This window comes from Arthrobacter sp. Y3223164 (assembly GCF_059091005.1).
The window spans coordinates 1-385 of the sequence record NZ_JBNHGF010000900.1 but is presented as its reverse complement, the minus strand read 5'-3'; the positions used below and the strand labels follow the sequence as shown (position 1 = coordinate 385).

Below are 385 nucleotides of genomic sequence, written 5' to 3'. Positions count from 1 at the left end.
AGCCCACCTTGCCGCTGCCGTTGCAACGGTCCTGCTGCTGCGCCGCGGCGAGCAAGCTGCAGCGGCCCTGGCCGGAACGGTGCTGTTGGCAATCCCGCGCCGGCTGTACGGCTGGCATCCGGTACCGCGGGCCAGGCTGGCCAGCCCCGGGGCACGGACTGTCCGTACCCTCGCCGCGCTTGGAGTGCCGCTGCTTTCGCTGCGGCACCGGGGGCCGCCCCTGCATCACGCTTTCTGACCGGCGCCATCCGCGCATCCCCCGACGAAAGAACGTGATGAACCCCCTGATGAACACCCCTGCACCCGTCCGCGTTGCCGCCTCTGGGTCTTCGGCAGCCAGGCAGCGCCGTGACGACGCCCGACGCCTCGCCCGGCAGGCGGCCCT

At 72.5% G+C, this 385-nt stretch carries 1 pseudogene; it reads left to right on the top strand.

What is annotated here, in order from left to right:
- Positions 1–238: pseudogene (locus AC5RUJ_RS18630) on the top strand (hypothetical protein); the annotation flags it as partial.
- Positions 239–385: the final 147 nt, after the last annotated feature.